This window comes from Priestia sp. P5_B4, assembly GCF_056400385.1.
Window position 1 is genome coordinate 1 of record NZ_JBFULJ010000031.1, and the last position, 23,368, is coordinate 23,368.

Here is a 23,368-nt window from a genome sequence, read left to right on the forward strand (position 1 = left end):
CCGCTAACGTCATAGAAGCAAGCTTCTAATCAGTTCGCTCGACTTGCATGTATTAGGCACGCCGCCAGCGTTCATCCTGAGCCAGGATCAAACTCTCCGAAGAAATGTTTGACTTGCTCAATTTAAAAAATAAAAATTAACGTTGACGTTTGTCGCTTTGTTCAGTTTTCAAAGTTCAACCGYCGCTCTTAAGCGACTTTACTATCTTATCAAGTTATYAACGTAATGTCAACAACTTTTTTATTTCTTTTTGTTGTTTTCGCTTGTCTGCGTTAGCAACAGATATAAATATACCAAATCAATTTCATAAAAACAAGAGGTAAATTAAAAGTTTAAATTTTCTAATATTATCAACTAAAAAAAGATGGCCGTAGCCATCTCTTTTTTAGCGTTGACGCATATGTGGGAATAATAGTACATCACGGATTGACGGTGCATTTGTTAGTAACATAACAAGGCGGTCAATACCGATTCCTAGACCACCTGTAGGTGGCATACCATATTCTAATGCCTCAATGAAGTCATCATCCATCTCATGTGCTTCATCGTTTCCTTGTTCTTTCTCTTTCAACTGAGCTTCAAAGCGCTCACGTTGGTCAATTGGATCATTTAGCTCTGTAAATGCGTTCGCGTGTTCACGCGCAACGATAAACAGCTCAAAACGGTCAGTAAAACGCGGATCTTCCGCATTTTTCTTAGCCAATGGAGAGATTTCTACAGGATGTCCATAAATGAACGTTGGTTGAATTAACTGCTCTTCTACTTTCTGTTCAAAGAATTCATTTACAATATGTCCATATTGCATATGTTCAGTGATTTCTACCCCGTGTTCTTTCGCTAAAGCACGAGCTTCTTCAACAGATGTTTCTCCCCAGAAGTCTACGCCCGTATATTGTTTAATAGCATCGACCATATGAAGTCTTGTCCACTCTGGAGTTAAATCTACCTCTTGATCGCCATACTGAATCTTTGTTGTGCCAAGTACTTCTTGCGCAATGTGTGCAATTAAGTTCTCTGTTAAAGCCATGATATCTTTGTAGTCCGCATACGCTTCGTACAATTCGATCATTGTAAATTCAGGATTGTGACGTGTAGATACACCTTCATTACGGAATACACGGCCAATTTCGTATACTTTTTCTAATCCACCTACGATTAAACGTTTTAAATGAAGTTCAATCGCAATACGCATATAAAGTTCCATATCAAGCGCATTGTGGTGTGTCACAAACGGACGAGCTGCTGCTCCACCTGCGATTGAATGCATCATCGGTGTTTCAACTTCTAAATATCCATGATTATCTAAGTAACGGCGCATCGATTGAATAATGCGGCTTCTTGAGATAAATGTTTGTTTACTTTCTGGGTTTGTAATTAAATCTAAGTAACGTTGACGGTAGCGCTGTTCAATATCTTTTAAACCATGATATTTATCTGGAAGTGGACGAAGCGCTTTTGTTAGTAACGTAAAATCTTTTACTTTAATAGAAAGTTCGCCAACTTTTGTTTTGAATAAAACACCTTCAACCCCTACCAAGTCACCGATATCTACGCTACTGAAGATTTCGTACTGTTCTTCGCCAATTGCATCTTTACGTACATAAAGCTGAATTTGTCCTGTTAAATCTTGAACGTGAGCGAAACCTGCTTTTCCTTTTCCACGCTTTGTCATAATACGACCAGCTAGTGACACAGGCACTTCATTTTCTTCTAACTGTTCTTTTGTTAACTCGTCATACTCACTAATTAATTGCTGTGATGTATGTGTACGTTCAAAACGTTGACCAAACGGATCAATACCTTGATCTCGTAGGTTGCTCATTTTTTCGCGACGAACGAGAAATTGATCATTTAATTCTTCATGACTCATCGTTTACTCATCTCCATCGTATAATTAAGTTTTCCGAAACAGAAAAAAGGCCAGCATGTTTACTGGCAACTACTACGTTTCTTTAAAATTATTATAGGTTCAGTCGTTTCTCTATGTCAAATCGCTTTATTCTTGCTTCGCTTCTCTTTTTCTTCGATTTCTCTAACAAGCTACCGAATAAACCCAAAACCTGCGAACCCAAATCTCAAAGTTTTCACTATGAACTCTACTTTACGCCAATATAAAAATGAATCAACTAATAAGATTCATTTTCACTTATGTAAATCATTACGATTATTTTCGAACATATCTAGTATACCCGTTGTTTGCTCTCGAAATAATTTTACATCTTTTAAATCTGATAAACGTGTTGTGATGGTTTCAACTTTTTCTTCTGCTACAGGGAGAATAAGAGATGGAGCTAGTTCGTTTAGAGGAACCATCACAAACGCTCGTTCAAACATTCGGGGATGAGGGACGCTCAGTCTATCCGTGTGAATGATTTCATTACTATAAAGTAAGATATCTAAATCAAGGGTTCTAGGTCCCCATACAATCTCTCTTTTTCGGCCTGCCGTTTGTTCAATGGCTTGCAAACAATCTAAAAGGTGCTCTGACGAATACGTTGTTTGTATTTTTACTACCATGTTTAAAAAGCTTGCTTGATTCGTATACCCGACAGGGGCCGTTTCATAAACAGATGAAACAGCCACTACCTTAATCTCAGAGTGTTTCATCAAGCCAGTAACTCCTGACTTCAAATGTTCCATTCGATTTCCAATATTTGATCCTAATGCAATATATGCTTCTGTTGTCATTCAACGGCTCCTTTTAATTTCAATAGCTACCGATTGATAATAACCGGGAATTGGCGGATCGGGTTTATATACCTTTACTGTACAAGCCTGCACGAGTTCGTAATTAGCAAGCAATTCAGATGCAATCGTTTCAGCCACCGTTTCAACTAACTTGAACGTGCGCTTCTCTACAACTTCCTGGCATGTTTGGTATAAATCTGCATAGCTCACCGAGTATTCTAAATTGTCCGTAGTACCAGCTTGCTTTAAATCCAGTTCCACAGCTAAATCCACGTGAAAACGCTGCCCTAATTTATTTTCTTCTGGAAATACGCCATGATAGCCATAGAAACGCATATCATTTACATAAATTTTATCCATCTTTAGTCTCTCCTTTCGCTTTTATACATGTAGCTCGTGTCGACTCATTAGCGACATTGTGTAAGAGCGATACTCTTTTTGCAACTGAGCTGTCAGCGTATGGTCTCCTACTGAAAACTGCTTATCCTTTATACTTCGAAGAGGTACGATTTCTTGAATGGAATTTGTAACGAAAGCTTCATCACCCTCCAAGAGCTGTTCCACCGTAAATAAGCCTTCTACAACCTCTATGTTTTTCTTTTGTAAAAGCGTAAAGATAAACTGTCTCGTAATTCCATTTAAGATACCTGTTTCAAGAGACGGCGTATATACACAATCATCTTTTACAAAAAATAAATTGGACACAATACCTTCGGCTAAGAACCCTTCTTTTGTTAAAAAGATACCCTCTTTATTTAAGTCTGAACCAACTTCTCGCTTAGCTAGTACATTATTTAAATAATGATGAGACTTTAACCTCATGGTTCCTTCAGGCGTATTTCGTTTCGTCTCAAGAATAAGCCCCTCTTTTACAAGGGGGCTCGATGGATGAGGCATTGATTTCATATATACGATTGTAGATGGCTTGTCGTATTCTTCCACCTGCAAGCCAATTCCGCCATTTCCTGCTGAGACATTTAATCGAACATACGCATTTCTCTCATTGTTTTTCATTAACAGACTATTAATGATTTCCAACACGTCCTGTGTAGAGTAGTCCCATACAATATTTAATTCACGTAAGCTGCTATGCAGTCGATCCAGATGGTCTTCCACTAGAAATGGATGACCTTCATACACTCGTAACGTTTCAAACAGCCCTAGGCCATACATATATCCGTGATCAAACGGAGAAATAGTGGCTTCAGACGCAGACTTTACTTCGCCATTTACGTATATATACATATCATTACACTCGCTTTTTTTCGTAAGTTTCAATAAAATTCTTCAGCATTTCTTTACCGTAAGAAGTCATGATAGATTCAGGATGGAACTGTACTCCTTCAATAGGTAATGATTTATGGCGAATTGCCATAATTTCATCTTCTGCTGTCCACGCTGAAATCTCAAAGCAATCCGGCAGTGAACTTTTTTCTACAATCAAAGAATGATAACGCGTTGCCGTGAACGGATTATCAAGACCTTTAAAGATAGTACCGCCATCATGATGCATTTCAGATGTTTTCCCGTGCATTAATTTATCCGCACGAATCACATTCCCTCCAAAAGCTTGCCCAATCGACTGATGCCCTAAGCATACGCCGAATATTGGAATCTTACCTGCAAAATACTCGATGGCTTCTAGACTGATTCCCGCTTCGTTAGGACTGCATGGTCCTGGGGAGATCATCAAGAAATCTGGATTTAGCACTTCAATTTCAGAAAGTGTAATTTCATCATTTCTTTTTACAAGAAGCTCATGCCCTAGCTCACCTAAATACTGTACTAAATTAAACGTAAAAGAATCATAATTATCAATCATTAATATCATCTTTACTCACCCTCACTCAGCTCATTTTCGCTCTGCTCTTTTGCTTTCCATAGTGCAATTGCTTTTTTCAGTGATTCTTTGTATTCGTGTTTCGGATTTGAATCAATCACAACACCCGCACCAGCCTGCACATAAGCTTGGCCGTCTTGAATAATCATAGTGCGAATCGCAATATTTAATTCCATATCTCCATTAAACCCAATCCAACCAATCGATCCTGTATAAATTCCTCTTCGAACTGGTTCAAGTTCTTCAATGATTTCCATTGTACGAACTTTAGGTGCTCCAGTAATCGTTCCTCCAGGAAAAACCGCATCTACGATATCTACAAAATCTTTGTTGCGCGCGAGCTTGCCTTTTACATTAGAAACAATATGCATGACATGTGAATATTTTTCAATAACCATAAACTCGTCAACATGCACAGTACCATATTCGCTTACTCTACCAAGATCATTACGCTCTAAGTCAACAAGCATCACATGCTCTGCACGCTCTTTTTCGTTATGAATAAGCTCATCCGCTAACTGTTGATCTTCTTGATCATCCTTACCGCGGGAGCGTGTTCCCGCAATCGGTCTCGTACTGATTTCATCACCGGCTTTTTTCACTAATAGTTCTGGTGAACAGCTCACAATGTGAAATTCTTCTGTCTGCATATAAGACATGTAAGGTGACGGGTTGATTTTTCGTACCTGTTCGTAGATATGCATAGGATGAGTTTGAAGCTGTTGAGACTGTCGAACAGATAAGTTCACTTGAAACACATCGCCTTGCCCGATGTACTCATGTACGCGTGTTGTGGCATCTGAAAAAGCAGCTTCAGACATCGAAACCTCACTCTTTTCGGCAACACGATGAATCCGCTCATATGAGAGTCCTTCATCACTTGCCTCCATCCAGTCCTTTTTGTATTGATCAATACGCTTATGTGCCTGCTCTTTACAATCTGCTTCGTCATTAACGATAATCCAGAGCTTTTCCTTTTCTTGATCGTATACAAATACGTGATCGAAAATAAGGAAATAAACGTCCGGCGTTTTCAATGAATCTTCAGCAAGGTCAGGTATGGTTTCTACATAGCGGATATAATCATAGCTAATAAAGCCAATTGCTCCACCTTGAAAAGGAGGAAGATCTGGATTCACCTCTGCTTCAAACTTCTTCATCCAGTCTCGCATAAGATGAAGCGGATTACCTTTTTGAACAGTAACTTGGCCATCCGTTTTGATATGAAGCTCGTTTTGTTCGCCTCGCAAAATGGCTACAGGTTTTAATCCCATCATTTGAAACTTTCCGCCTCGACCGCTTTCAAGCAGGATATGATTCAGTTCCTCTTTTGACAACTCTTGATATTTTTTGAACCATTGGTTTTTAGAGATAGAAATAGATTCGCCCCAAGTCATTCTTTGCTGCATTTGTTCACTCTCCTAAAAATAAATCACCTGCTTTCATTTTACATGATTCTTAGATGAAAAAAAACAGCTTCATATAGAAGCTGTTTTTTTATCGTTTTTATGCTTGTGTTTGTTCCTCGAATTGGAACAATGGAGTACTTAGGTAACGCTCACCGTTACTTGGAATAATCGCTAACACTTTTTTACCTTTTCCAAGCTGTTTTGCAGCTTTTAACGCAGCATAAATCGCAGCCCCAGAAGAGATACCTACTAGTACACCTTCTGTTTTTGCTACTTTACGGGCATATTCAAAAGCTTGATCGTTTTGAACAGCGACAACTTCGTCATATACTTCCGTGTTAAGCGTATCCGGAACAAAGTTTGCACCAATTCCTTGAATTTTATGAGGTCCTGGTTGACCACCGCTTAAAATCGGAGAATCAGCTGGCTCTACCGCATAAATTTTGATATTTGGGTACTTTTCTTTTAACACTTCACCAGCACCTGTAATAGTACCGCCAGTACCGATACCTGCCACAAATCCATCTAGCTGATCGCCGAACTGCTCGATAATTTCTTTAGCCGTTGTTTGACGGTGCACTTCTGGGTTCGCCTCGTTTTGGAACTGCTGAGGAATAAAGTAGCCGTGCTCTTTTGCAAGCTCAGTTGCTTTATTAACCGCCCCTTTCATTCCTTCTGGACCTGGTGTTAATACTAACTCTGCACCGTATGCACGAAGCAGATTACGACGCTCAATACTCATCGTTTCAGGCATTGTTAAAATAGCACGGTATCCTTTTGCTGCAGCTACCATTGCTAAGCCAATTCCTGTGTTACCACTTGTTGGTTCAATGATTGTGTCGCCAGGTTTTAACACACCTTTTGCTTCCGCATCTTCAATCATCGCTAATGCGATACGATCTTTTACGCTGCTTCCCGGGTTCATAAATTCTAATTTTAAATATACATCCGCCATATCTTCTTCAACTAGACGGTTTAGTTTTACGATTGGTGTTTGACCAATTAACTCTGTAATTGAATTTGCAATACGTGCCATATGACCACTCCTAATACCAACTAATTTTATTGATTTTGTATACAATTTATCAGATGTTTTCTAAATTGTCAATCATTTTGTCTTTCCATTTACCTAATTTTGTTATATTTTTAGATCAATATATACAGAAATAGAACTTAATATCTATAAAAAAAGGCGCTCATTTATAAAATGACGCCTTTTAAGAATCTTTTATTTCATTTAAATTGCTTGTTTTTTCATTTCTTCAAGCTGCTTTTTATCAAAACGATAGGTCTCATTACAGAAATGACACTGGGCTTCAGCTTGGCCGTCTTCCTCAATCATCGATTGAATCTCTTCTTGTCCTAAGCTGATAATAGCATTGGCAATTCTTTCTTCTGAGCACTGACATTTGAACTCTACAGGCATTGTCTCCAGAAACTTCACATTTTCTTTTCCAAGAACTTCTTCTAAGATTTCCTCAGGAGAAAGACCTTTTTGAATCAGTTTTGAAATTGGTTCAATCGTCTGTAATCGTTGTTCAATAGCTGTAATTGTTTTATCATCTGTTCCCGGCAGAAGCTGAATGATAAATCCGCCCGCAGCTAAGATCGTGTTATCAGGGTTAACAAGTACACCTACACCTACTGAAGATGGGACTTGTTCAGATGTCACAAAATAATACGTGAAATCCTCTCCTAATTCTCCCGATACAATAGGTACTTGTCCGTTAAATTGATCACGCATTCCGATATCTTTTACGACACTTAGCGTGCCCTCTGTACCTACAGCACGTGCTACATCTAATTTCCCATGCTGATTTAAATCGAAGTGCGTTTGTGGATTCGTTACATATCCACGCACTTCCCCTTTAGCATTGCTGTCTACTAAAATAACGCCAATTGGGCCGCGGCCTTCAATTTTAATTGTTAGCTTTTGCTCACCCTTTAGCATAGCCCCCATCATGACTCCCGCAGTCATTGAACGCCCCAATGCTGCAGAGGCTGTAGGCCATGTATAGTGACGGCGCTGCGCTTCTCCAACTGTATCCGTTGTTTTTACTGCATAAGCGCGAACTTGACTATTGTAAGCTAATGCTTTTACTAAATAGTCACCCATAATATACACCTCTTACTCCATATTTTTTGTATAAATTATTTGCAATCCTTTTAAAGTCAAAAATGGATCCACAATATCAATAATATCCGACTCTTTAGCAATCAATGTTGCGAGTCCTCCAGTAGCAATAACTTTAGGATTTACTGTTGCTTGCTCTTTCATTCTTGCTACAATTCCTTCTACTTGTCCAACGTATCCATATAAAATACCTGCTTGCATCGCAGATACTGTATTTTTTCCCACAATGCTATTTGGTCGCGCAATTTCAATTCGCGGAAGCTTAGATGCTCTTGAATAAAGAGCTTCTGTCGAAATATTAATACCAGGGGCAATCGCACCACCCATATATTGCTTATTTTCATCAATATAGCAATATGTGGTTGCGGTACCAAAATCAACGATAATTAAAGGGCTTCCGTATAGCTGAATTCCAGCAACAGCATTTACAATACGGTCTGCTCCCACTTCACGCGGATTTTCATATTTAATATTTAAACCCGTCTTAATTCCAGGACCAACAACAAGCGGCTTTAAATGAAAATACTTTTGACACATTCTCTCCAATGCAAACATAATAGGAGGAACAACAGAGGAAATAATAATACCATGAATATCTTTAAAAGATAAACTAACGTGCTCAAGCAAGGCTTTGATTGTCATGCCATACTCGTCTTCTGTTTTATTACGGCTTGTTTCTACACGCCAGTGATACTTCAATTCATCTCCATCGTATACACCTAATACCGTATTCGTATTTCCAACATCTAATACAAAAATCATTTCAATCACCACTTTATATAAATTCAGTATTCACACTGAAACCATCATACCATAACTGGTAAATAGACGTGTATATTCTAGATAAAATAGGAATATAATGACACGATTCTCTAGTGGATATCCTACTTATCCACCATATATACGAAAATCTTTTACCAAACCTAAATTTTGCCCATTAAAAAATCAGTGGAGAATATCTCCACTGATCTTTATTGTCTTATGCTTTTGGCTCTTCATCGTCTGTCTTTGTTTGGATGTTTACTTTAACATCTTCATCTGTTACGTGACTAGAACGGTCTGGAAGAGTTCCATGATCTACTAAGTGGTTGATTTGCTCAGCGTCTAACGTTTCTACTTCTAACAATGTTTGAGCTACAAGCTCTAACTTGTCACGGTTTTCCGTTAAGATCTGCTTCGCACGCTCATAGCTTTCTTTAATGAAACGTTGGATTTCATTATCAATTTCATGAGCAATCGCATCACTGTAGTTTTGTTCACTGTGTAAATCACGACCTAAGAATACTTGGCCTTGTTGTGATTGACCGAATTGCATTGGTCCTAACTTTTCACTCATACCGTATTCTGTTACCATTTTACGAGCGATGCTTGTTGCACGCTGGAAGTCATTATGAGCACCTGTACTCACTTCGCCGAAAATAATTTCCTCAGCTACGCGACCACCAAGCAATCCAACAATTTTATCCAGCAGCTCTGGCTTCGTCATAAAGTAGCGATCTTCTTTTGGTAACATAACAGCATATCCACCAGCTTGCCCACGTGGAACAATGGTTACTTTATGTACCATATCAGCTTCGTCTAATACGACACCGATAATTGTATGTCCTGCTTCATGATAAGCAACAATATTGCGTTCTTTTTTAGAAATAACTCGACTTTTCTTAGCTGGACCTGCAATTACGCGGTCTGTTGCTTCGTCAATGTCAACCATTTCAATTTTCTTTTTGTCCTGTCTAGCAGCTACTAAGGCAGCTTCGTTTAACAAGTTTTCGAGATCTGCACCTGAGAAACCTGGCGTACGCATAGCAATTGCTTTTAAGTTTACTGATTCATCTAAAGGCTTATTGCGAGCATGTACTTTAAGCACTGCTTCACGGCCATTTACATCTGGACGATCTACCGTAATTTGACGGTCGAAGCGGCCTGGACGTAATAACGCTGGATCTAAGATATCCGGGCGGTTTGTTGCTGCAATGATAATGATACCTTCGTTAGCACCAAAACCATCCATCTCAACAAGCAACTGGTTTAATGTTTGTTCACGCTCATCGTGTCCACCACCAAGACCTGCGCCACGTTGACGACCTACCGCATCGATTTCATCAATAAAGATAATACATGGAGCATTCTTCTTCGCATTTTCGAATAGATCACGAACACGAGAAGCGCCGACCCCAACAAACATTTCAACAAAATCTGAACCACTGATAGAGAAGAAAGGAACGCCTGCTTCACCAGCAACAGCTCTTGCTAATAATGTTTTACCAGTACCAGGAGGTCCCACAAGTAAGACACCCTTCGGAATTCTTGCACCTAGCTCTGCGAATTTACGAGGATCTTTTAAGAACTCTACAACTTCCACAAGTTCTTGTTTTTCTTCGTCTGCACCAGCTACGTCTTTAAATTTAACCTTTTTCTTTTCTTCGCTGTAAAGCTTAGCCTTACTTTTACCGAAGTTCATAACGCGGCTTCCGCCACCTTGAGCTTGGTTCAGTAAGAAGAAGAATAGGATGAAAATAATAACAAACGGAATGATTGACGTAAAGAACGTTACCCAGCCGCTTGTTTCATCAGCAGGTTTAAAATCAACTTCTACTTGATTATTTTCTGAAGCAGCGTCAATACGATCAAGTGCTTTGTCACCATCTACGATGTAAGTTTGGAACGTTTGATCCTTTTTATAAGAATCTAACTTCCCTTGCACAACATACACGCCTCTTTCAGGCTTCATAGAGAGTGATTTCACATCACCTTTGTCTAAGTGTTGAACAAATGTATCGTATCTCATTGGTTCTGCTTTTTGATTAGAGCCACTAAAGAAGCTTACCACGCCAATAATGACTAAAAATATAAGTAAATAAAAGATGGTATTACGGAAGATCCGATTCATTTCTTACCTCCTCCCACGATAAACAAATACTGTATTCAATACTAACATAGAACATTTATCCTATCCAATAAATTGCACTTGGATATGTGCTTATTAATTGCTGTATACTTGCGGTTTCAGAACCCCAATATACGGCAGGTTACGATATTTTTCTTGATAATCTAATCCATACCCTACTACGAATGCATCGGGTACTTCAAATCCAACGTAATCTGCTTTAATAGATGCTTTACGACCTGTTGGTTTGTCTAAGAGTGTGACAATCTTAATGGACTTAGCTTTACGGTACTTGAATAACTCTACAAGATAKCTAAGCGTTAAGCCGCTGTCGATAATATCCTCTAAGATAAGAATGTCTCGACCTTCAACTGATGTATCTAAATCTTTTAGGATTTTTACTTCACCAGAAGAAACCATCGCATTGCCATAACTTGATACATCCATAAAATCCATTTCTAAATATGTATCAACACGCTTAATTAGATCAGACATAAAAGGCATAGCGCCTTTTAATACACCGATTACCAAAGGAAAACGGTCAGCGTATTCCTCAGATAATAGCTTACCCAATTCTTTTACTTTCTGTTGTATTTCTTCTTCTGAAATCAAAATTTCTTGAATATCCTGCTTCATTCCTTACTTGCCTCCTAGAAGTTTTCGCTACTTATAGTATAAAATAACATATCTGGACTTATGTGTATGCAGTTCATAAGCAGATTTTTTCAAACCAGGTAGCCACAAAATAGTTCCTTGGCTATCTTCCACTACCGGCCAATGATCTCTGAAGTGTAAAGGGATTTTTTCATCGATAAAAATATCCTTTACTTTTTTATGTCCCTTCATGCCCTTTACTCGCATTTTATCGCCATTTTTTCGTGTCCTTACCTTTAATGATTGTAAATCGTGAGCTTCATCTAAAAGAAAAACATCGTTTCCTTTTATATCTTCGACTTTATTATGTATTTCACAAATAAGCTGGTGACCATTTGGAAGCTCGACGACCCCTGGAATCGGAACAATAAATTCATATGGCTCGATGTTCCCCTCATTAAAGGTGAAAAGACAGTCGTTGTAAGATCGGATAATACGTAAACCATTTGGAAAGTCAAGCGTCCCAGACGGTTTTTCACTTTCGCAAAATCCTACTAACATGTCAACATGCGCTGAGGAAAGGGTTGGAGGAATTTCTTTATAGAGATAGTTTAATATTAGTTGAATACCACGCCTTTGTAAAGGCTTGCGTATCCTTAGAAAACAATCTCTATCGATGAGAATTTCATTTTGCAATTTCTTTCTCATTACTTTATTCATCACATCGGTCGTTAATTCCTCTAAGTATGCTTGATCTTCATGCAAGTTCTCGCTAAATTGTTGGAATTTTTCATGTACAGCTGCGTTTTCTTGCTTTAAAAATGGCAAAACGTAATGACGAAACCGATTTCTCGTGTACGAGTCTTTCTCATTACTCGGATCAATCCGAGGGGTAAGCCCATGTAGCTTACAGTAGCGATTGATTTCTTCTTTCGTTACGGCTAGGAACGGCCTAATAATAAATCCATCCGCATATGGCCGCTTGGGCTGCATCCCTGCGTATCCATTCATCGTACTGCCTCGGACCATTCGCATTAACATCGTTTCAATCTGATCATCTCCGTGATGTCCTAATGCAAGAAAATTTGCTTTGTGCTTCTTCATAACATGAGTAAAAAATGTATAGCGGCATTCTCTGGCTGCTACTTGAGAAGATAACTTTCTTTCCTTCTGATAGGCAGTAACATCAATCTGCTTCGCCTCACATTTAATATTCAATTGTTTGCAGTAGTTCTGCACATATTCCATGTCTTGCTGTGACTCTTCTCCCCGGAACATATGATCAACATGAGCAGCAATAATAGTGAGAGATTTTTGCTCTTTCAGACTCCATAAGAAATGCAGCAGTGCTAAAGAATCAGGACCACCAGAAATACCTACAACCACTGTAGAGCCTGCGGATAATAACTGATGTTTTGTCATAAAATTGTTCACTTGCTTTTCCATAGGAATGACTCATCCTTATAATGTACACGCAATAATGTATCATTAATTTACTTTATACGAATGACTATAAGGAAAGTTTCACAATTTCTCCAAACTTTATAGCACTTGAATAAATAGATACAAAATATAAATCAACATTACAGACGTACAAAGTAGTAGCGTCTCTAACACTTGAGAACGCTTCTTCTTTACTTTAACACGAGGGGCAGACGGTTGACGAACGTTTTGAGGCTTTGTTCCTTTACTTTTTGCCCCTCTTCTTTTTTCGACCGATAACACCTCTGTTTTCATTTCTTTAGCTGACTTATACTTTCCCGTAACCGCTTGATACAAAACGTCCCCGAAAGGTTCCAACTGCTTTGTTGTTAATATAAATTGTTTTAATTGTTCAGCCGGTTTGTCCGTTTTATTAATTCGCTTGCCATAAGCTGCGTGAATCAAAACCATAGATACAGCAAACAAATCATAGGTCGGTTCTGCTTTTCGGGAGCCAAGCCCCCAGTGCGCCCGATCATAAAAGTCGGTAAATTCTTTTATTGACCGCCCTTGCAGAGTTGTTCCTCCGACGTCAATCCATCGAACTTTTACGGGGTTAGATGTTACGACCAGGTTTTCTGGTTTTAAATCGCCAAATACCCAACCTTCTTCATGAAGGTTTTCCAAGTCTGTTAAGAGCTGACTTGCAAATACTTGCAGCCATTCTGTCCCTCTTGTTGAGATAAAGGAAAGGAGAGGCTGCCCTTTCACATACTCCATTACATAGAAAGAAAGAGCATGAGAACCATAGCTCCAATCATCTACATCAAGTAAGCGCGGTCCTAGCACTTTGTCTTTGACTTGAGAGAGCTTTTTTAATACATTCACTTCTGCCGTAACAGACATGTTGGAAAAGCTTATTTTTAACGCTGCTAGCGTTCCGTTTACTAATTGAACTAAATAGACAACTCCAGTTGCCCCCACGCCTAATTTCTCAAGAATTTTATAATGGACGTGATGCCATTTCCCTTGAATCTCTGTTCCCGGAGATAGGTTACATACCTGATTCTTCAATGTATTGTTCATTATTTTTTAACAACCCTCTCAATGAGCGCTTTTTGGTGAAATAATGAGTAGCCTCTTTGATAGCCGGTCCAGTAGGCGTAATACCTCCTGCTGTTAGTTTTGGAAAAATTGTTGAAAGCGACTCTAATCTTGGATTCCAGTCCATTAGCTTCTCTACATCTTTCTTTTTCCCAGGAAATAAAAAGATTGAAAATTGATTATGCCCCATGCGAGCATTCAAGCTTAACGATAAATCTAACAGTGACTCCTTTACAGTAGGAAGCTTATTTTTCATACTTCCGCTCATGTCAACTAAAATAAGAATCTCTAAGTCAACCGTTTCCCCAAGTTCATCAACAACTTCCATGATTTCTCCTCGCTTCTCAGGAGATAACTCTTCTAATCTTGAATTAGAGGAACCTAGAATTTGCTGAAGCTCTTTATTTACAACGCCTTGAAGTGTTTGCGTCATTGCTTGCCTTGTAACCATTTGAACAGTTTGAGAAAGCTGTTTTACGTAAACAATTTGACTCACGCCACCGCCTGACATGGCAATGCCTTCTATTTCATTCGTGCTTTGCTCATCAATTGTGTCCTCTTCCATCACACCAATAACGTTTACACTAATCCCTTGTTCTTTAGCTAGTGCTGCCATTGCTACCGGATCTTCACCTGTATTCGAACCACCGTCCGTAATGACCAACATCTGTTTCAATGTACCTTTTTTCATAAAAAAATCCCCTCCTCATTATCAGTATTAACATGATAGACGAGGAGGAGATAAAATATACTTCTATCTAACTATTGTGCTTTTTTACGATAAGCGTAAGAAGGAATCGATGACCATTTTGGGGTATTGTGCTGAAGTTTTGCCACAACTACCGTCATATCATCTTCAATCAAACCTGACTTTGTTCGAATAACTTCTTCCATAATTAAGTCTGCAATTTCTTGTGGATCGTTTGTTTGAAGCTCGCCAATCTTTCGCTTCATCCACATTTCGTAGTTCTCAACGTGTTTTGGTCCTTCAAATACGCCATCACTCATCATAATTAATAAGTCTTCGGCCTTCATTTGTTCATTTACAACATCCACTTCAAATTCTTCAATAATGCCCATTGGCAAATTGCTTGCCTGTATTTTAATCACCTTATCTCCACGTTTGATGAAGCTTGGCGTAGAACCGATTTTCAAGAAGTTTACATTGGCATCTTGTAAGTCGATCATCGCTAAATCTAACGTAGAAAAGATTTCATCGTTTGTACGCAGCGATAAAATAGAGTTAATCGATTTAATTGCAATTGTCTCTTCTATTCCTGTTTGTAAAATTTGTTTTAACAGCTGGAGCGTTTCGCTGCTTTCATAGTGGGCACGCTCTCCATTCCCCATACCATCGCTAATAGCTAGTGCATACTTACCAGCATTTAGCTCAATCATGGAGTAGCTGTCACCGGATACAAACCCTCCGCCTTTAGCAGCATGTGCTACGCCTGTATCAACAACGTACGCTTTTGTACAGCCAAACGAAACGTGGCAATAGCCTTGAGGATATTTAGCACATTCTTCGTTCTTTACTACAATACTTTCACCTAAGATATCTGTAAGCATTGGCGCAATAATCTTCTCGCATTCTCCTCTTCCGTGACAATATGGCACCCACATTTCAATATCAACATTTCCAGGTTCTAAGCTATAAATTTCAATTTGATTGATTTCCATCCCAAAGTTGCGAAGAGCTTCTAAAATCTGTTCTTCTTGTACATTTAAATTTTCGCGCTCTCGCTTAATTTCTTTTGCAAAATTTCCCATGACTTCAGAAACACCGTGAAGCTGTTCTGCTACAATCCTTCTACTTTCTTGAATTTGGGCTTTTAAGTGCTGATTGGCTTTAAAATACGTAAGTTCATGCTCAATCACATCGATGACTTTTTTCGATTTCACACAATGTTTGTCCATTTCTCGAATTAGTCTTGGATTTTGTTCAAGAGTGCCATTATCAACTTCAAGCATAATTTCCTTCATATATTCATAGGTTGTATCAAACTGCTGTGCCCAACATTGTTCTTTTTTAAAACAAAATTGGCACGTCCTTTCGGTAACGCTGCTTAAGAAATAATCGACTTCTTTATCGGCGCTTGGCTTTTCATCATAAAATCCATTTTGCGTAAAACTTTTGGAAAGTGCTTGAAAAACATTTGAGAACTGTTCTACGCGATTCGCTGTTACATCTCGGATCTTGCGCACGTACTGCTGTTGTTCAAGCATGTTTTCAGATGTCCCTGGTACTAATTTACTCAAGTTTTTCAAAACAAAAGATGGGGTTAATAAAAATAGGACAACAGCCGTCAGTGATTCATACAAATTAGTCGTCAACCCTTGATCTGCCTGAGCATATAGGCCAATTAGCAATGAACCAACAACCAGCCCAAGAGCTGCTCCTAGCTTTTTACCGTCTTTTAAAAGTCCTCCAAGCAAGCCGGAAAAAGCGAGTAAACTCATTTCATACAAACTGGAAACATTCGCGAAGCTTAAAATTAAACCGGTTACGACCCCTACCGTAGCTCCTATCGTGGGGCCAGATACAAACGCAAAAACTAATACTAAGTAACGAGATAATATATGTTCAGCCGAAAGCCCGTAGATCATCCACCCTATTGTCCCCGTCATAACAGATGCCAACAAAATGATTAGAGAAATCACTTCTTCTGTTTTTAATGATTGTTTTCGCTTTCGGTATGAAATTAAAGGCACGCTTTGTAAGAAAATCATGGTTAAGATAAAGCTCAACCCTGCTTCTACTGCCACAAATGTAAAATCATACATGGTGAATTCCTTGGTAAACACATAAAAAATAGTTAGTTTTGTAAGTAACATCGCGCTAAATACAGTGAACGGCAGCTTCTTTAACGGATCCATTGTGAGTATGCCGCTAAATCGGTGAATTAGTAAGAAAACAAATAGTGTAGCAAATACGGTACCTCCATTTTGAATGGAAACACTACATGCCCCTGCCAATACGGCTAAACTTGCTAACGGTGCTTTTTCTTTCTTTATAGCCATTACAGCTGCAAAGAATGGCAAAGCAAATGGCATGATTTTCATTAAAATTAACGCTCGTCCTAATAAAAAACCTACGACTAGCAGCAACAATCCCCATTGAAATAACACCTTTTCCGTTTTCATACCCGCCTTTGTAAACACACGGGACATTTCTAATCTAGTTCGGTTAAATACCGCCTCTGTTGTTGGACTTGCAAAATCTCTTTCCGTCTTTTGCATTCTCCCACCACCCGCTAATTATACTTATTCATTATTATATCGCGGCGAAAGGTGAAATTTTGTCAAACGGACTAGCAAAATACCTATAATCGTTCGACTATTTTCTAGTATTATATTGAAAACTATACAAAAAGATGTACAATCTTACATGGCAATTTAAAAAATATCAGAGATACTGTTTGCCTCAGAGAAAGCCTATGCTCATCATTCTTTTTTAAAAGCAAATAATAGTCTATAAAAATAACAAAAAAGTTATTGACAATAACCCTTCTTTTTTATATTATTATAAATGTCTTTTAGAGAACGTATAATGGCGGTGTAGCTCAGCTGGCTAGAGCGTACGGTTCATACCCGTGAGGTCGGGGGTTCGATCCCCTCCGCCGCTACTCGAATAACGGCCCGTTGGTCAAGCGGTTAAGACACCGCCCTTTCACGGCGGTAACACGGGTTCGAATCCCGTACGGGTCATCAAAAAGCATGTACAACAGTACATGCTTTTTTTCTACTCTTTTTTACATATAAAAAAAGCACCTTTTAGATAAAAGGCACTTTCCAAAAACTCGCTATCTATTTGATATAAGCAGCAAGTTAACCGCGTTTTGCACCGCGTCCACCGCGTTTTGATTCGGTATGGCGTTTTAGGGAAGATAAACGTTCTTCACTGTCTTTTAAGAAACGATTCATTTTTTGTTCGAATGTTTCTTTTGTACGGAAATCATTACCGCCACCACGATTGTTATTACGTTGTGGGCGTGAATCACGTGGACGGTCTGAGCGTGGCGCTCTTGCAGGACGCTCCGGTCTCTCTGGACGTTCTGGTTTGTCTACCGCTTTCTTAATTGAAAGACCAATTTTACCATCTTTCTCAACGTTAATTACTTTGACTTCAACTTCGTCGCCCACTTTTAAATGGTCGTTAATGTCCTTTACGTAATTATCAGCTACTTCACTGATATGAACCAAGCCTGTTGAACCTCCTGGTAACTCAACAAAAGCTCCAAAGTTCGTAATACCTGTTACCTTTCCCTGTAACTTGCTGCCTACTTCGATTGACATAAAAAAAATGCTCCTCCTTAAATGATAAAAGAAATCAATTTATTATATTATACAAAAAGCAAAAATACACTGTCAACGAACCATACGTTTAGTCTTTTTTTACATTAAAGATAATTTCCCCGTCTTCTGATAAAAAATAATCTCTGCGGGCAATCTTTTTAATATAATCATCGTCATTTAACTTGACGATTTCACCTTTTAACTGTTTTTGCTTGCTTTGTAATTTTGTCAGCTGCTGTTCTAATTTCACCTTCTCAGCTTTTTTGTTCTCAATAGCTGAGGTTTGCGTAATTAAAGCTGATACCATCAATCCACCAATGATTAAGGCCAACACTCCGAAAACAGTCAAACGCCTAATTAAACCGATACGCTTTCGATCTGTATTTTGTTTAATTTGCTCTTGTTTATGGCTATAATCAGTATTTAACTTCGCGACCTTTTTTTTTCGTACCGCACTCATTGAATTAGTCGTCCCCCTTGTTTTTTAAAGTGTTCACCCATGCAACGATTCTCATTATCATATTCTTTGCACGATTGTAAATTCCTTCTATATACCGAAAACCCATATGTAAAAATCGTTTTACAGGTTTAGGCATCATTCTCCAAAATACGAAAAGAAGCCACCTGGTCGGTACGTAAATAAGCTTTAGACAGAATACGAGCAACTTATGAACAGCTCGGTAGATCCCTAAAGCGACTACAACTAAAATATGAATAAAGAAGCGGATAGGCTTGACCAAAAAAATATTACTAAGCGTTAAAACACCTCGATATAAACTTAATACGCTCGAGACAGTAAATGTTAATACTTTTAAATACAGTGATTGAAATAAGCTTTGATACGCGGCAAAGCCGCAAAACAAAGCAAGAAACGCATACAAACGCAGTTCTCCTTCATTCACTAAAAACAACACATAAAAAATGAGAAGAGCTTGCACCATCCAAAACAATACGTCATTCACAAATACAAACCATGGGCGTGATTTAGAGCGATTAACAAAGTAACGATAAGTATCGAGAGAAGCGCCTAAACCGCTTCCCATCGATACCATCGCAAGCATTGTATAGAGCTGAATGTTTAAACTCATCGAAACAACTTACTAAAGAATCCTTTAGCCTTCTCCGATTGGTTCTCATCTAAGTAAACTATATCAAAGATTTTTCCTTTTATCGATACAATTCCTTGATCAACGTCTAAATTTTTCATTTGCAGATTTTGCCCTCTAACTGACAAGAAACCCATCACTGTTTCAAGTAAAAATTCCTCATTATCAAAGCTCTCTACCTGCTTCACACCCGTGATATCTAAGAGACGCCGACCCTTCATCACTAAATCATGATTTGGAGTATGGTCTTTGTTTGAATTGCTTGTTTCGTAAAATTGGCTCATATCTTCATCCCCACCTCATTCATTAAGAGCATTCGCTCTTGTTATCTGTTGTTTAAAACATATGAATGAGAAAGGTGATTTAGAACAAGCCTTCATCAGTTATACTTCAGATGAAATACGCTCTTCTTTGACAATTGAGTACAAATTAGCTGCTTCTTCTTTTTTAGCTGCTTCTTGAAGAGCCTCTATTTTAACGGTAATTTTCTTCGTGCCAAATGTGATCGCTAATTCATCTCCTACTTTCACATTTGTGCTTGCTTTTGCAACGATACCATTAATGGTAATACGCCCCTTGTCTGATACTTCTTTTGCTAATGTACGGCGCTTAATTAAACGTGATACTTTTAAAAATTTATCTAACCTCATAATTCCCTCACCTTTCTGTTTTACAAACCTGTTTTTTTTGCTTCTTCCCAAAATTCATCTAACTCTTCTAACGAAAAAGATTCAAATGGTTTTTCAGAAGCTCTCACTTTTTCTTCAATATATTGAAATCGATTTAAAAATTTTGTATTCGTTTTAGCTAATGCAGCTTCAGAGTCGATTTTATAGAATCTTGCAATATTCACTAAAGCAAATAAAATATCTCCAAATTCATCGCTCATTTTTTCTTTATCAGCATGCTGTACTTCCTCTTGGAATTCAGCAAGTTCTTCCTGTACTTTCCCCCACATTGGTTCAACCTCTGACCAATCGAAACCAACTTTTGCAGCTTGTTTTTGGTATCCATGCGCTTTCATTAAAGAAGGCATAGCCCCAGGTACAGAAGCTAACAGAGAAGAAGGTTCCTCTCCTTTTTCTTCTTTTTTGATTTCATCCCAATTTTTTAAGACCTCATCTGCATCCTTCACGCTCACTTCCCCAAATACATGCGGATGGCGTCTTACCATTTTCTCTGAAACACTGCGAATGACATCATCAATTGAAAACATTCCTTCATCTTCACCGATTTGGGCATGAAGCAATACTTGCAGCAATACATCACCGAGCTCTTCAATCATATTATCGTCATCTTGACGGTCAATTGCATCTAATAACTCATATGACTCTTCTAGCAAATAGCGCTTCAGCGATTCATGCGTTTGTTTTTGATCCCAAGGACATCCGTTTGGCCCTCTGAGCGTGGCAATAATCCTTCTGAACGAGTCAAATTGATGATATAAAATTGTTTCGTCTGCTACTGGAGGCACATAAATAGTCGTTAAGTTATTGAGCGACATTTCTCTATCCAATTCATACAGCTTGACCGGCTGGATTTTTTCTTCACTGCTTCCCGCTGCTGTTACAATATAAACGAGGTAATCATCAGGAACGTGTTCCATCAGCGTTAGCTTTACCTCTGAAGCAACGAACTGATCGTACACTTGAGCAATTAGAACATGACCGGTTAACTCTATTTCGCTTCGCTTTAAATCTGTTCCGTCTAGCAGCTGAAACCCTTCGATAGGATCGATCTTTAGCGCACCAAAAATTGGGTCTAAGAAGCTTTGTCCTCCTTTAATTTCAACAGGAATGCCTCGTTCTTTTCCTTTTTGTAAAAGTAATTGAACCGTACGTTCTGCCACTAAAGGGTGCCCAGGAACGGCATACACCACTTCTTCTATTGAAGCTTTATCGATTAAATCATTTGATATATGTTCATATACCTCTTCAAATGCATCATACGATTCGTATACGTCATCATAGGATACATACGTCAAGCCTTCACTTTCTAATTCTTTGATTACAGGATGTTCTTTTGTGCGCATATAAATATGCTTTTCCTGCTGTAGCAAGCGATAAATGCCTACAGGTAGCTGTTCTAAATCGCCTGCTCCTAAACCAATAACTGTTACTTTACCTGTCATTGCTTCACCTTCTTATTTATTTTTTAATACGTATTTAGCTAAAACACTTCCCATTGGAAGTAAACGTAATTCCTCTTCGGTAAAAATGTGTTGTTTCATAACGATAAACAAATAAAACAAACCGCCTATTAAAACACCAGCTCCTGTTTCAACCACTTGTTTGCTTGTATCTAAACCATTAGACCATACAAAGTGATGTAAACAAAATAAATAGCTTTGCAAAAGAACGACCATTGCTATGCCCGTTATAAAAATACCTCCACTCGCCTTTTTCGGAACAAGAGGTGCAGCTAACTTTTTATACAGACAAAATAGATTGATTGCTGCAACGATAGCGAATCCAACTGAGGAAGCAATGGCTGCTCCTATGGTTTGAAAATCTGGTATTAGCCAAAGATTCAATATTAGTTTGACTGCCATGCCAGCGATGACGGCTATTACAGGTGCGAAAACAGCTCCCATCCCCTGCAGCACAGCTCCAGCAGTTGCTGCTACTGTTGTAAATATAACTAACAAGCTCAAAATTTGTAAAACGTCCGTTCCATGGGAGTCACCGTATAAAAGCATATTAATGGGTTTCATCAGCGCAATCAAGCCAAAAGCTGCTCCAACTCCGACTACAAGCGATAGACGGAGAGACAGCTGAACTTTTTCAACCACAAATGACAAGTTCTTTTTCGCAATGGCTGAAGAAATAACAGGTACAAGCGAAAGCGAAAAAGCTGTACCTACTACTGTACCTAATTGAATCAACGGAAGACCGCGGTCGTAAATACCTTTTAAAATTTGTGCTGCTTCTTCAGCCATGCCTTGCGCCGTTAGACTAGAATATAAAGTAAAGGAGTCAATAAGCTGGATAAACAGCAGACCCATACCGCTAATACAAATTAATAAACCTTGAATAACCAGGACTTTTACTATTTTTTTGACGTCTGCTTTCTTTATGCGTTGAAACATTCCCTTAGAATTTGTCTTTGTTCTAAAAACAAATAAAAACAAAACAATAAGAGATGTTAGACCGCCTGTTATGGAGCCAAAAATTGCTCCCGCCCCCGTAGTATAAGGACCATACCCATGGTGCACAAAGAAAATAGATAGATACAAAATAGTCCCTACTCGCACAACTTGTTCTGCGATTTGAGACAGCGCTGTAGGAAACATATTATATAATCCTTGATAATAACCACGAATAACAGCAATAAACGGAATAAGTAAAAAGGAAAATGAAATAATTTGAATGAGAATCGTTAACTCCCGATCTCCCATCCACTCGGCGATTGTTTCTGCAAAGATATATTCGAGTGCAAATATCGTGCAACCTACTACAAACAAAAAAGCAAATGAAACTTGAAGTATTCCCCGTATTTCCTTTCTCCGATTTGTTGCCCCATAATCAGCTACTAACTTTGAAATAATTACAGGGAAACCATATGTACCTAGCTGTAGCGCAATTCCATATAGCGGATAAACTTGCTGATAGATATAAAACCCTATATCTCCCGCAATATGGTGATATGGAATACGATAAGTGGCACTTAAGATTTTCGTAAATAAACCTGCGAGCGTTAAAATAATGGCGCCGTTAAAAATAGAATAGAGCTTTGATTGTTTCTGCATTCCTACACCTTTCACCTGCAGCTTGTAATGATGTGAACAACTCTTTTTATTAGCCGCTAACCGCAATAGAATAGAGCTTTGTTCTTATAAAACATCCTGCACTTTCCAATAAATAAAATACCGTACCATTATATCATGTT

22 protein-coding genes, 2 tRNA genes and 1 rRNA gene are annotated in these 23,368 nt (G+C 38.5%); 2 read left to right on the forward strand and 23 right to left on the reverse strand.

Translation table 11 applies throughout. The features are described 5' to 3' along the window. The 16 genes from AC1DRF_RS06100 to spoIIE form a co-directional block, all read right to left on the reverse strand. Positions 1 to 103: ribosomal RNA gene (locus tag AC1DRF_RS06100) — 16S ribosomal RNA — on the reverse strand; the annotation flags it as partial. Positions 104 to 385: 282 nt separating this feature from the next. Further along, entirely contained in the window at positions 386 to 1,870 is a 1,485-nt protein-coding gene (gene lysS, locus AC1DRF_RS06105) for a lysine--tRNA ligase (protein WP_013054894.1), read from the reverse strand. Between the two features lie 272 nt (positions 1,871 to 2,142). Further along, positions 2,143 to 2,688: a 2-amino-4-hydroxy-6-hydroxymethyldihydropteridine diphosphokinase gene (gene folK / locus AC1DRF_RS06110; RefSeq protein ID WP_028410339.1), complete on the reverse strand. Its 546-nt coding sequence runs from the start codon at positions 2,686 to 2,688 to the stop codon at positions 2,143 to 2,145. Then, complete coding sequence (folB, locus tag AC1DRF_RS06115) at positions 2,689 to 3,048, reverse strand: dihydroneopterin aldolase (protein ID WP_013054892.1); 360 nt, start codon at positions 3,046 to 3,048, stop codon at positions 2,689 to 2,691. 21 nt (positions 3,049 to 3,069) lie between these two features. Further along, the gene (pabC, locus tag AC1DRF_RS06120) at positions 3,070 to 3,933 is read right to left on the reverse strand and encodes an aminodeoxychorismate lyase (protein ID WP_043979051.1); all 864 of its coding nucleotides are present in this window, start codon (positions 3,931 to 3,933) and stop codon (positions 3,070 to 3,072) included. Positions 3,934 to 3,937: 4 nt separating this feature from the next. Then, a complete protein-coding gene (gene pabA, locus AC1DRF_RS06125) occupies positions 3,938 to 4,519 on the reverse strand; it encodes an aminodeoxychorismate/anthranilate synthase component II (RefSeq protein WP_427077040.1) in 582 nt (193 codons plus the stop codon). A gap of 2 nt (positions 4,520 to 4,521) precedes the next feature. Further along, positions 4,522 to 5,937 (reverse strand): aminodeoxychorismate synthase component I, encoded by a 1,416-nt coding sequence (pabB, locus tag AC1DRF_RS06130; RefSeq protein WP_477740428.1) that lies wholly within the window; start codon positions 5,935 to 5,937, stop codon positions 4,522 to 4,524. Between the two features lie 97 nt (positions 5,938 to 6,034). Continuing rightward, the gene (gene cysK / locus AC1DRF_RS06135; protein WP_013054888.1) at positions 6,035 to 6,973 is read right to left on the reverse strand and encodes a cysteine synthase A; all 939 of its coding nucleotides are present in this window, start codon (positions 6,971 to 6,973) and stop codon (positions 6,035 to 6,037) included. A gap of 201 nt (positions 6,974 to 7,174) precedes the next feature. Further along, on the reverse strand, positions 7,175 to 8,053 hold the full coding sequence (gene hslO, locus AC1DRF_RS06140) for an Hsp33 family molecular chaperone HslO (RefSeq protein WP_097825370.1): 879 nt from the start codon (positions 8,051 to 8,053) through the stop codon (positions 7,175 to 7,177). A 12-nt stretch (positions 8,054 to 8,065) separates the two neighbouring features. Continuing rightward, on the reverse strand, positions 8,066 to 8,833 hold the full coding sequence (locus AC1DRF_RS06145) for a type III pantothenate kinase (protein WP_013054886.1): 768 nt from the start codon (positions 8,831 to 8,833) through the stop codon (positions 8,066 to 8,068). Positions 8,834 to 9,050: 217 nt separating this feature from the next. Then, positions 9,051 to 10,961, reverse strand: coding sequence for an ATP-dependent zinc metalloprotease FtsH (gene ftsH / locus AC1DRF_RS06150; RefSeq protein WP_013054885.1), 1,911 nt, complete (start codon positions 10,959 to 10,961; stop codon positions 9,051 to 9,053). A 93-nt stretch (positions 10,962 to 11,054) separates the two neighbouring features. Beyond that, a complete protein-coding gene (gene hpt, locus AC1DRF_RS06155) occupies positions 11,055 to 11,594 on the reverse strand; it encodes a hypoxanthine phosphoribosyltransferase (protein ID WP_477740429.1) in 540 nt (179 codons plus the stop codon). A gap of 27 nt (positions 11,595 to 11,621) precedes the next feature. Continuing rightward, a complete protein-coding gene (gene tilS / locus AC1DRF_RS06160; RefSeq protein WP_013081349.1) occupies positions 11,622 to 12,998 on the reverse strand; it encodes a tRNA lysidine(34) synthetase TilS in 1,377 nt (458 codons plus the stop codon). Positions 12,999 to 13,094: 96 nt separating this feature from the next. Further along, positions 13,095 to 14,060: a protein kinase domain-containing protein gene (locus AC1DRF_RS06165; RefSeq protein ID WP_477740430.1), complete on the reverse strand. Its 966-nt coding sequence runs from the start codon at positions 14,058 to 14,060 to the stop codon at positions 13,095 to 13,097. Beyond that, positions 14,029 to 14,769 (reverse strand): VWA domain-containing protein, encoded by a 741-nt coding sequence (locus AC1DRF_RS06170; protein WP_013054881.1) that lies wholly within the window; start codon positions 14,767 to 14,769, stop codon positions 14,029 to 14,031. The genes AC1DRF_RS06165 and AC1DRF_RS06170 overlap by 32 nt, the downstream gene beginning before the upstream one ends. A gap of 71 nt (positions 14,770 to 14,840) precedes the next feature. Next, complete coding sequence (gene spoIIE, locus AC1DRF_RS06175) at positions 14,841 to 17,318, reverse strand: stage II sporulation protein E (protein WP_477740431.1); 2,478 nt, start codon at positions 17,316 to 17,318, stop codon at positions 14,841 to 14,843. Between the two features lie 312 nt (positions 17,319 to 17,630). Here spoIIE and AC1DRF_RS06180 point away from each other — a divergent pair. Both AC1DRF_RS06180 and AC1DRF_RS06185 read left to right on the forward strand, forming a co-directional pair. After that, positions 17,631 to 17,704, forward strand: a tRNA-Met gene (locus tag AC1DRF_RS06180). Positions 17,705 to 17,714: 10 nt separating this feature from the next. Continuing rightward, positions 17,715 to 17,786 (forward strand) — tRNA-Glu (locus tag AC1DRF_RS06185). 120 nt (positions 17,787 to 17,906) lie between these two features. On the opposite strand, the gene AC1DRF_RS06190 is transcribed toward AC1DRF_RS06185, so the two are convergent. From AC1DRF_RS06190 to AC1DRF_RS06220, 7 genes are all read right to left on the reverse strand, one after another. After that, positions 17,907 to 18,374, reverse strand: coding sequence for a S1 domain-containing RNA-binding protein (locus AC1DRF_RS06190; RefSeq protein WP_013054879.1), 468 nt, complete (start codon positions 18,372 to 18,374; stop codon positions 17,907 to 17,909). Between the two features lie 88 nt (positions 18,375 to 18,462). After that, positions 18,463 to 18,834 carry an FtsB family cell division protein gene (locus AC1DRF_RS06195; protein WP_013054878.1) on the reverse strand — a complete coding sequence of 124 codons (372 nt, stop codon included), beginning with the start codon at positions 18,832 to 18,834 and terminating at the stop codon, positions 18,463 to 18,465. Between the two features lie 4 nt (positions 18,835 to 18,838). Continuing rightward, entirely contained in the window at positions 18,839 to 19,462 is a 624-nt protein-coding gene (gene yabQ / locus AC1DRF_RS06200) for a spore cortex biosynthesis protein YabQ (protein WP_025753169.1), read from the reverse strand. Then, positions 19,459 to 19,764: a sporulation protein YabP gene (gene yabP / locus AC1DRF_RS06205; protein WP_013054876.1), complete on the reverse strand. Its 306-nt coding sequence runs from the start codon at positions 19,762 to 19,764 to the stop codon at positions 19,459 to 19,461. The genes yabQ and yabP overlap by 4 nt, the downstream gene beginning before the upstream one ends. A 99-nt stretch (positions 19,765 to 19,863) precedes the next feature. After that, positions 19,864 to 20,130, reverse strand: a complete 267-nt coding sequence (locus AC1DRF_RS06210) for an RNA-binding S4 domain-containing protein (protein ID WP_013054875.1) — start codon at positions 20,128 to 20,130, stop codon at positions 19,864 to 19,866. 20 nt (positions 20,131 to 20,150) lie between these two features. After that, entirely contained in the window at positions 20,151 to 21,611 is a 1,461-nt protein-coding gene (gene yabN, locus AC1DRF_RS06215; protein WP_477740432.1) for a bifunctional methyltransferase/pyrophosphohydrolase YabN, read from the reverse strand. 12 nt (positions 21,612 to 21,623) lie between these two features. Continuing rightward, entirely contained in the window at positions 21,624 to 23,228 is a 1,605-nt protein-coding gene (locus AC1DRF_RS06220; RefSeq protein ID WP_427077043.1) for a putative polysaccharide biosynthesis protein, read from the reverse strand. Between the last annotated feature and the right edge of the window lie 140 nt (positions 23,229 to 23,368).